Genomic DNA, 9,811 nt, shown 5'->3' with positions numbered 1-9,811 from the left:
GCGGCGACAGTCCGGCATCGACTTCAGCGACCGGAGGCGTATCAATGAAACTCACTTTTCTCGGCACCGGTGGCGTCACCGCCGCGCCACTGTTTGGCTGTGACTGCCGTGCCTGTCAGCGCGCGCAGCAGGACCGGCGTTATCATCGTGCGCCGTGCAGTGCGCTGATAGAGGCGGGCAACGAGCGGATTCTGCTCGACGCCGGTCTGCCGCTGCTGGCCACGCGTTTCCAGCCCGGTGAGCTGACCCGCATTCTGCTGACGCACTACCATATGGATCACGTGCAGGGGCTGTTTGCGCTGCGCTGGGGTAAAGGTGCCTCTATTCCGGTGTGGGGGCCGCCCGACACCCGCGGCAGCGATGACCTGTTTAAGCATCCTGGCCTGCTCGATTTCCGGCCCTCATTAACCCCGTTTGTCGCCCAGTCGTTTGGTGAACTGCGGGTCACGCCGCTGCCGTTGCAGCATTCACGACTGACCCATGGCTACTTGTTCGACTGGCAGGGTAGCCGGCTGGCCTGGCTGTGCGACACCTGTGGCCTGCCGCCCGATACCGAAGATTTTCTGCGTGGTCAGCCGCTCGATCGGCTGGTGATCGACTGTAACGATCCGCCGCAGACCGCGCCGCGCAATCACAACGATCTCAACCTGGCGCTGGCGATTATAGACCGGCTTCAGCCGCGTCAGGCCTGGCTAACCCACCTCAGCCACGAGATGGACAACTGGTTAGCCGATCACCCGCTGCCAGAGGCGGTTCAGCCGGCGCGCGATGGTCTGATCCTGTCATCGGGTTCCGGCTGGCCTGTCACAGTTTGATCATCTGGCTGTCATGCCGCCTTCATGCCGCCACGCCTTAATAACCGGCAGAACGTAATCAGTGAGGACGGAGAACAATATGGCACAGGCACTTCTGAAAACGGTGGTCGATAACGACCTGCCACCGGCCAGTCTCGGCGGACAAAAAGTGTTGTCGGTGCAGAGTCTGAGCAAAGCGTACGGCGACAGCAAGGTGCTGGATAAGGTCAGCTTCGATCTGCACGCCGGGGAACTGGTGGCGGTGATTGGCCGTTCCGGCGCAGGAAAATCGACCCTGCTGCACATGCTCAACGGCACCATTGCCGCCAGCTCCGGCGCGATTATCAGCCTGCATCAGGGCGAAGTGGACCGCAACGTGGTCGCACTCAGCAGCCGCCAGCTGCGGGAGTGGCGCAGTCAGTGCGGCATGATCTTTCAGGATTTCTGTCTGGTGCCGCGTCTCGATGTGCTGACCAACGTGCTGCTGGGCCGGCTGAGCCAGACCAGTACGCTGAAATCGTTGTTTAAAATTTTTTCTGACCACGACCGCGCCCACGCAATTGAACTGCTGCAGTGGATGAACATGCTGCCGCAGGCGCTGCAACGGGCGGAAAACCTGTCGGGCGGTCAGATGCAGCGCGTGGCGATCTGCCGGGCGCTGATGCAGAACCCCAAAATCCTGCTGGCCGATGAGCCGGTGGCGTCACTCGACCCGAAAAACACCAAACGCATCATGGATGTGCTGCGTCAGGTGAGCGAGCAGGGCATCAGCGTGATGGTGAATCTGCACTCAATCGAACTGGTAAAAAGTTACTGCACTCGGGTGATTGGTATTCAGCGCGGGGTGGTGCTGTTCGATGGCCATCCGTCGCAGCTTACCGACAGCCTGCTGCATCAGTTGTACGGCGATGAACTTAATCAGATCCACTAACTTCCACGGCAAGAGAACAACCTCGAATGAAACTGACTTCTTTAGCGCTACTGACGGGTGTAATGGCTTTTGGTGTTAACGCAGCGGATGCGCCGAAACAACTTAACCTCGGTATTATGGGCGGACAAAACGCCACCCAGCAGATTGGTGATAACCAGTGTGTGAAGACCTTCTTTGATAAAGAGCTGGGCGTGGATACGCAGATGCGTAACGCCTCTGACTACTCCGGGGTGATCCAGGGATTGCTGGGCGGCAAAATTGATATGGTGCTGAGCATGTCACCGGCCTCGTTTGCCTCGGTTTACCTGCAGGACCCGAAAGCGGTCGATGTGGTCGGCATTGTGGTGGATGACAAAGATCAATCACGCGGCTATCACTCGGTAGTGATCGTCAAAGCTGACAGCCCGTATAAAAAACTGGAAGACCTGAAAGGCAAATCGTTTGGTATGGCCGATCCCGATTCGACCTCCGGCTTTCTGATGCCGAACCAGGCGTTTAAGAAACAGTTTGGCGGCACGGTAGACGATAAATACAACAATTTCTTCTCCAGCGTGACCTTCTCCGGCGGTCATGAGCAGGACATTCTCGGCGTGCTGAATAACCAGTTCGACGGCGCAGTGACCTGGACCTCACTGGTCGGTGATTATAACAGCGGCTATACCTCTGGCGCATTTGTCCGGCTGATCCGTATGGACCATCCGGATCTGATGAAGCAGATCCGCATTATCTGGCAGTCGCCGCTGATCCCCAACGGTCCGGTGCTGGTCAGCAACAAACTGCCGGCGGATTTTAAAGCCAAAGTGGTGGCGGCGATTAAGAAGCTGGATAAAGAAGACCACGCCTGTTTCGTCAAAGCGGTCGGCGGTGAGCAGCATATCGGTAATGCCACCGTGGCAGATTATCAGAACATCATTGATATGAAGCGCGACCTGATGAAAGGCAGCCGCGGCTAACGCTGCGACGGCAATCTCATCACCTCCTTCCCTGGCTATCCGGGGAAGGAGGACGCGGCAAACCCGCCGGCGTCCCGCTGCTTCAGCTCCGGAGATCCCCTCTTGACCGAATTCGAACGTTATTACCAACGCATCCGACGCCAGCAGAAGCGCGACACGCTGCTCTGGTCACTGCTGCTGGTCGCCCTTTATCTGGCGGCGGGCAACGTGGCGGAGTTCAATCTGCTGACCGTCTGGCAGTCGCTGCCTCACTTCTTCGACTATCTGCATGAAATTATGCCGGTGCTGCATCTGCCGCTGCTGTTCGCGGATGGCAAAACCGAAGGGTCGCTGGCTTACTGGGGCTACCGTCTGCCGATCCAGCTGCCGCTGATCTGGGAAACGCTGCAGCTGGCGCTGGCCTCCACCCTGCTGGCGGTGGCGCTGGCGGCGGTGCTGGCCTTTTTTGCTGCGGACAATACCCGCACCCCCGCCAGCCTGCGACTGGCGATTCGCGCCTTTGTCGCCTTTCTGCGCACCATGCCGGAGCTGGCGTGGGCGGTGATGTTCGTGATGGCGTTTGGCATCGGCGCAATCCCCGGCTTTCTGGCGCTGGCGCTGCACACGATAGGTAGCCTGACCAAACTGTTTTACGAGGCGATTGAATCGGCGTCTGATAAGCCGGTGCGCGGCCTGGCGGCCTGTGGTGCCACCATCCTGCAGCGGATGCGCTTCGCCTTCTGGCCGCAGGTGAAACCGATCTTTCTCTCCTACAGCTTTATGCGGCTGGAGATCAACTTCCGCTCCTCAACCATCCTCGGGCTGGTGGGCGCGGGCGGCATCGGCCAGGAGCTGATGACCAATATCAAACTTGATCGCTATGACCAGGTGAGCATCACCTTGCTGCTGATCCTGATTGTGGTGTCGCTGCTGGATACGCTCTCCGGCCAGTTGCGCCGTCGCGTCGTGGGAGAAACCGCATGATCAGCGTCGTAGCGGATATTACGCATCTCAAAGCGCAGCACCGCGCGCTGTTTGCCGCGCAACCGCGCTATCTGCGCCGCCTTGGGCTGCTGGCGCTGGCGGTGCTGCTCTACTATCTGTTCTTCTTTTCGGTCTATGGCATTGAGTGGTCGCGCCTGCTGAACGGCTGTCAGCAGCTGGGGCGCTACTTTCTGCGGATGTTTGTCTGGCAGGATTTTGCCAACTGGCCGTTTGGCTACTACTTCTCGCAGGTCGGGATTACGCTGGGCATCGTGTTTGCCGGCACCCTGACCGCCACGCTGCTGGCGCTGCCGCTGTCATTTCTGGCGGCGCGTAACGTGATGCACAGCCGGGCAACCCGACCGGTTGCCATTCTGATGCGTCGGCTGTTTGACCTGCTGCGCGGCATCGATATGGCGATCTGGGGGCTGATTTTCGTCCGGGCGGTCGGCATGGGGCCACTGGCCGGGGTTCTGGCGATTATCCTGCAGGATGTCGGGTTGCTGGGCAAACTGTATGCTGAAGGGCACGAATCGGTTGAGCGCTCGCCGAGCCGCGGCCTGGGTGCCGTCGGTGCCAACAGCCTGCAGAAGCACCGTTTCGGCATCTTTACCCAGTCGTTCCCGCAGTTTCTGGCGCTCAGCCTCTATCAGATTGAGTCCAATACCCGCTCAGCGGCGGTGCTGGGCTTTGTCGGTGCCGGTGGCGTCGGCCTGGTGTATGCCGAGAACATGCGGCTGTGGAACTGGGACGTGGTGATGTTCCTGACGCTGATTCTGGTGGTGGTGGTGATGGCGATGGATGCGCTCTCCAGTCGTCTGCGTAAGCGCTACATCAGCGGGACCCCGGTGCCGCTGTGGCAGCCTGCTGGGCGCGATTAAGCCGTTCGCTACGCTGCCAGGCGCGCTGCAGCGCCTGCACCAGCTGCGCCTGCTGCCAGGGCTTCGCCAGCCGTTCGCACAGCGGTAAGGTGACCGGCTGGTGGCGCAGGTCCTGACCACTGATCAACAGGGTCGCCAGCTGCGGCCAGTTTTGCTGCGCCTGGCGGATCACCTCAGCGCCGTTGATCTCGCCCGGCAGCATCAGATCGCTGATCAGCAGATCGATATCGGGCGTCTGACGCAGCAGCGCCAGCGCCTGTTCGCCGTCGCCGCACTCCAGCGTCAGGTAGCCTAGCTGGTGCAGATGCTCACACAGCGTCTGGCGCACCGCCGGTTCATCATCCAGCACCAGCACCAGCCGATCGTTGGCCGCGTTGGGTGGGGTTGGCTGGACCTGCGGGAGCGGGGCGGTGGCCGCCATCTCGGGCGCGCGCGGCAACAGCAGCCGCACCGTGGTTCCCTGTTCCGGAGCCGTCTCCAGTTCAATCTGACCGCCGGACTGGCGGACAAAGCCATACACCATCGACAGCCCCAGCCCGCTGCCACTGCCGGTGGCTTTGGTGGTGAAGAACGGCTCAAATACCTGCTCGCGCACCGCGGCCGACATGCCGCAACCGTGGTCAATTACCTCGATTGTGACGCGGTCACGTTTTTCATCCTGCTCCAGCCGCCGCTGATTCCAGATGCGGATGCGGATTTCACCGCTCTGCTGCTGCATCGCATCCCGGGCGTTGACCACCAGATTCATCAGCGCGTTCTCCAGCTGGCCGGCATCGATCCAGGCGGGCCAGCCGGGGCGCTGCGCATCAATAACCAGTTGCTGACCGGGCAGCAGCGAGTGCTGCAACAGTCCCTGCAGATTATCCACCAGCGTCACCACCGAGACCGCGCGCGGAAACAGCGCCTGTTTGCGTGAGAAGGCCAGCAAACGCTGAGTCAGCTGGGCAGCGCGATCGGCCGCCTGGCGCGCCCGCTCAATCCGGCTGGCGAGGGGGCCAGGCGTCAGCTGGCCTTCGGTCAGCGCCAGGCTGCCGATGATCACCGCCAGCAGATTATTAAAGTCGTGCGCCAGGCCGCCGGTCAGCTGACCGACCGCTTTCATCTTCTGGCTGTGCAGCAGCGCTTCTTCCAGCGCTTTGCGGGTGGTGCGTTCCAGCACCGTATTGACCATGCCGCGTCGGGGGATCGGGCTGAAGCGCAGTTCCAGCGTCCGCCCATCCGCCAGCCGGATCTCCTGCGGTTCACCGGGTCCATGCAGATCAACCGCCAGCGGTTGCAGCAGCTGCTGCCACGGCACGCCCCGGTGCAGTTCACGTGGCGGGATGCCCAGCAGCTCGGCATATTGTGCATTCCACACCACCAGCTGACCGTCATTATCAAACAGCGCAAACCCGTCGCGCATCGCCAGAAAAGTCGATTCCAGCTGGTTGCTCTTCTCTTTCAGCAGCCGTGAAGTGTGGGCCAGCGAGGCGGTATTGCGGGCGAAGACGTTGAAGGCCCGCGCCAGCTCGCCCAGCTCATCCCGCCGCTGCAGTCCTGGCACGCTGACATTCTGTTCACCCTGTGCCAGCCGGGTCATCGCCCCGGCAATCGCCGTCAGGCTGGAACCGAGATTGCGGTAGATATAGATGCCGGCGTAACCGGTGATCGCCAGCGCCAGCAGCGCAAACAGCGCAATAAAGCCGATTATCGAATCCAGTTCGCGGTGGGTGGCGAGTGTCCGCGCCTCACTCTGCAACGCTACCTGCTGCACTGAGGCACTGATGTCCTCATTGAGCATTGCCACCAGTGCTTTGATGCGATAGGTGGCGTAGGCAATCGCCAGATCGCTCTGTTCCAGCGCATCGGCCAGCGGCAGCAGGCGCTGCTGAGTCGCCAGCAGGCGCTGCACTTTCTCGCCGGTGACGCCCTGCAACGGCACCGCGCGCCACTGCAGCATCACCTGCTGTAACTGATCGATCACCGCAACGGGCGAGGGGGTACGAATGGCGATTCCGATCAGCCGCTCGGTCTGCTGGCGCAGCGCGGCGTCCGGTTGGGTCTGCTGTTCACGCCGCACCAGCTGGTCGATATGGCTGAGCAACAGCTGCGCCTGCCACAGGTCGCTCAGCATGTTGTTACGCTGCAGGTGGCGCTGATGGCCGGTCAGCAGTAACTGGTTAATTGACTGCTCCAGCATCAGGCTGCGGGCGCGGATGCGGGCGATGCGTTCCGGCTGGCGCGCTGCCAGCGGCGCACTGGCCAGCAGCGTCAGCGAATGCTGCAGCGCCTGTTGATTCTGTTTCAGGCGTTGTGATTCGCTCTGGTACTCCAGCGCCCCGACCACCTGCGACAGCCGCACCGCCGCCGTGGCCACGTTGGCGGTATCGCGCGCCAGCGCCAGGCTGCCGTTCATGTCGGCCAGCGTCTGCGCCTGGGCCTGTTCCTGAATCGCGCCAGCATGACGAAAGCCAAAGATCGCCACCACGCTCACCATCAGCGTGACCAACACCACCAGCAGATTGAACAGTAACAGGCGGCCTCGCGCCCCGGCCTGCCACGGATAACTGCGCTGCATCCCACGACCTCATCATCATTGCAACGATGGGCCGAGTATAGGAGCGCGCAGGCGGACCAATATGACAAATATGAACGGGTCCTGACATTTTCCATTTATCTGGCGTTGCTTAACTGGCGGCTCTTCATAATCAGCAGGAGCCGGCCGATGACAGCCACACCGATACTGGAAATGCGGGAGATCACCCGGCGCTTCGGCAGTTTTTATGCCCTCAAAGGGGTCGATCTCACCGTCTATCCCGGCGAAGTTCACGCCCTGATGGGCGAGAACGGTGCCGGTAAAAGTACGCTGATGAAGATTCTGGCCGGTGCCTATACCGCCAGCAGCGGGGAAATTTTAATCGAAGGTAAACCCTATGCGCTTAAGGGGCCCAAAGAGGCGCTGGCCGCAGGGATTACCCTGATCTATCAGGAGATCAATCTGGCACCCAATCTGACGGTGGCGGAGAACATCTTCCTCGGCAGCGAAATTGCGCCCGGTGGGCTGGTGAAGCGGCGGCAGATGGCGGAGCAGGCGCAGCGGGTTATCGACCGGCTGGGCGCGCAGTTCAGCGCCTGGGATTTGGTCAGCCGGCTGAGCATTGCCGAGCAGCAACAGGTAGAAATTGCCCGTGCGCTGCAACGTAACAGCCGCATTCTGGTGATGGATGAGCCAACCGCGGCGCTATCCAACCGTGAGACCGAACAGCTGTTTGCGCTGATTAAACGGCTGCGCAGCGAAGGGATGGCGATCATCTACATCAGTCATCGAATGGCCGAAGTCTATGAGCTGTCCGACCGGGTCAGCGTGCTGCGCGACGGCCAGTATGTCGGCAGCCTGACCCGCGAACAGCTCAACGCCAGCGAACTGGTGCGGATGATGGTCGGGCGGCCGCTCAGCGATCTGTTCAATAAGGACCGCGCCATTCCGCTCGGCGATATCCGACTGGCGGTGAATCACCTCACCGACGGCGGCAAAATTCATCCCTGCAGTCTGGCGGTGCGGGCCGGTGAAATCGTGGCGCTGGCCGGGCTGGTCGGTGCAGGACGCAGCGAACTGGCGCAGCTGATTTTTGGCGTACATTCACCGAAAGATGGCGAAATCTGGATCGATGGCGAAAAAGTCACGATCCGCTCACCCCGTGAGGCGATTGCGCGCGGCATCGGTTTTCTGACCGAGAACCGCAAAGAGCAGGGGCTGTTTCTGGAGATGGCGGCGCAGGAAAACATCGTGATGGCGACGCTGGAACGTGATGCCAGCTACGGCATGCTCGACCGTCGCAAAGGGCAGTCGATTGCCAATGAGGCGATCGCTTCACTCAATATCCGGGTGCCGCATGCCCAGGTTCGGGCTGGCGGACTCTCCGGCGGTAATCAGCAGAAGCTGTTGATATCGCGCTGGGTGGCGATTGGCCCGCGCATTCTGATCCTTGACGAGCCGACGCGCGGCGTCGATGTCGGCGCGAAGAGCGAAATTTATCGCATGATGCAGCAGATGGCGCGGCAGGGCGTGGCGATTTTAATGATCTCCAGCGAACTGCCGGAGGTGGTCGGGATGAGCGACCGCGTTTACGTGATGCACGAAGGCACCATTGTCGGTGAGCTGGAAGGCAGCAACATCAGTCAGGAAAATATTATGACGCTGGCAACCGGTGCGCACAGCGCGTCACCGCTCGAGGTATAAGGATACCATCATGACACAACTGGCCCGGACCAAAGCCCCGACGCTGAAACGCGCGCTGATGGGCGATCTGCTGCAAACCGTCGGTATCCTGCCGATTCTGATCCTGATCGTGGCGGTGTTTGGCTTTGTTACGCCGAACTTTTTCACCGAAGCGAACCTGCTGAACATTACCCGCCAGGCCTCAATCAATATCGTGCTGGCGGCGGGCATGACCTTTGTCATCCTGACCGGCGGCATCGATTTGTCGGTCGGATCGATGCTGGGCACCACCGCGGTGGTGGCGCTGGTGGCGTCGCTCGATCCGATGCTGGCCTCAATGACCATTCCGATGGCGCTGGGGGCCGGACTGGTGATGGGGCTGTTCAACGGGGTGCTGGTGGCGTGGGCCGGACTGCCGCCGTTTATCGTCACGCTCGGCACCTATACCGCGCTGCGCGGAGCGGCCTATCTGCTGGCGGACGGCACCACGGTAATCAACTCCGATAATAATTTTGAATGGATCGGCAACGGCTATCTCGGCCCGGTGCCGTGGCTGATTGTGATCGCATTCGCCGTCATCGCTATCTGCTGGTTTATCCTGCGCCGTACCACGCTTGGGGTGCATATCTACGCGGTGGGCGGCAACATGCAGGCGGCCCGCCTTACCGGCATCAAGGTTGGCATGGTGCTGATTTTTGTCTACGGCATGAGCGGCCTGCTGTCGGGGCTGGGCGGTTTAATGAGCGCCTCACGGCTCTACAGCGCCAACGGTAACCTCGGCGTCGGCTATGAGCTGGATGCCATTGCTGCGGTGATCCTCGGCGGCACCAGTTTCGTCGGCGGCATCGGCACCATTACCGGTACGCTGATTGGCGCGCTGATTATCGCCACCCTGAATAACGGCATGACGCTGATGGGTGTCTCCTATTTCTGGCAGCTGGTGATCAAGGGCGCGGTGATCATTATTGCGGTGCTGATCGACAAATATCGCACCCGCCATCACGTGAGTTAAGACTGGAAGGGGGGATGCGCAGTGGCGCGTCCGCCGCCATAAAAACGCCATTTAGTCGTTGGCACTTTGATAACCGCAG

The 9,811-nt window shown here is 60.9% G+C and carries 8 protein-coding genes; 7 read left to right on the top strand and 1 reads right to left on the bottom strand.

The annotated features are described in order from the left end of the window. The first annotated feature begins 44 nt into the window (after positions 1–44). The 5 genes from phnP (at position 45) to phnE (AC6I8D_RS12490) (ending at position 4,522) form a co-directional block, all read left to right on the top strand. Positions 45–815 carry a phosphonate metabolism protein PhnP gene (gene phnP, locus AC6I8D_RS12510; RefSeq protein WP_312760709.1) on the top strand — a complete coding sequence of 257 codons (771 nt, stop codon included), beginning with the start codon at positions 45–47 and terminating at the stop codon, positions 813–815. 79 nt (positions 816–894) lie between these two features. Then, the gene (gene phnC / locus AC6I8D_RS12505) at positions 895–1,725 is read left to right on the top strand and encodes a phosphonate ABC transporter ATP-binding protein (RefSeq protein ID WP_497820271.1); all 831 of its coding nucleotides are present in this window, start codon (positions 895–897) and stop codon (positions 1,723–1,725) included. Between the two features lie 26 nt (positions 1,726–1,751). Next, positions 1,752–2,678: a phosphonate ABC transporter substrate-binding protein gene (gene phnD / locus AC6I8D_RS12500; protein ID WP_312056669.1), complete on the top strand. Its 927-nt coding sequence runs from the start codon at positions 1,752–1,754 to the stop codon at positions 2,676–2,678. A gap of 102 nt (positions 2,679–2,780) precedes the next feature. Beyond that, positions 2,781–3,641, top strand: coding sequence for a phosphonate ABC transporter, permease protein PhnE (phnE, locus tag AC6I8D_RS12495; protein WP_497820270.1), 861 nt, complete (start codon positions 2,781–2,783; stop codon positions 3,639–3,641). Continuing rightward, complete coding sequence (gene phnE / locus AC6I8D_RS12490) at positions 3,638–4,522, top strand: phosphonate ABC transporter, permease protein PhnE (protein WP_312056673.1); 885 nt, start codon at positions 3,638–3,640, stop codon at positions 4,520–4,522. The genes phnE (AC6I8D_RS12495) and phnE (AC6I8D_RS12490) overlap by 4 nt, the downstream gene beginning before the upstream one ends. Here phnE (AC6I8D_RS12490) and AC6I8D_RS12485 read toward each other — a convergent pair. Then, a complete protein-coding gene (locus AC6I8D_RS12485; protein WP_312760711.1) occupies positions 4,476–7,079 on the bottom strand; it encodes an ATP-binding protein in 2,604 nt (867 codons plus the stop codon). The two genes, phnE (AC6I8D_RS12490) and AC6I8D_RS12485, sit on opposite strands and share 47 nt — an antisense overlap. Positions 7,080–7,226: 147 nt before the next feature. On the opposite strand from AC6I8D_RS12485, the gene AC6I8D_RS12480 reads away from it, so the two are divergent. Both AC6I8D_RS12480 and AC6I8D_RS12475 read left to right on the top strand, forming a co-directional pair. Next, positions 7,227–8,741: a sugar ABC transporter ATP-binding protein gene (locus tag AC6I8D_RS12480; protein ID WP_312056675.1), complete on the top strand. Its 1,515-nt coding sequence runs from the start codon at positions 7,227–7,229 to the stop codon at positions 8,739–8,741. A 10-nt stretch (positions 8,742–8,751) separates the two neighbouring features. Further along, positions 8,752–9,732 (top strand): ABC transporter permease subunit, encoded by a 981-nt coding sequence (locus AC6I8D_RS12475; RefSeq protein ID WP_497820269.1) that lies wholly within the window; start codon positions 8,752–8,754, stop codon positions 9,730–9,732. The last annotated feature ends 79 nt before the right edge of the window (positions 9,733–9,811 follow it).

Source organism: Pantoea sp. X-Soil-MYKO-1785 (genome assembly GCF_059730675.1).
The sequence above is the reverse complement of the archived record's forward strand: the minus strand, read 5'-3'. Positions and strand labels throughout refer to the sequence as shown.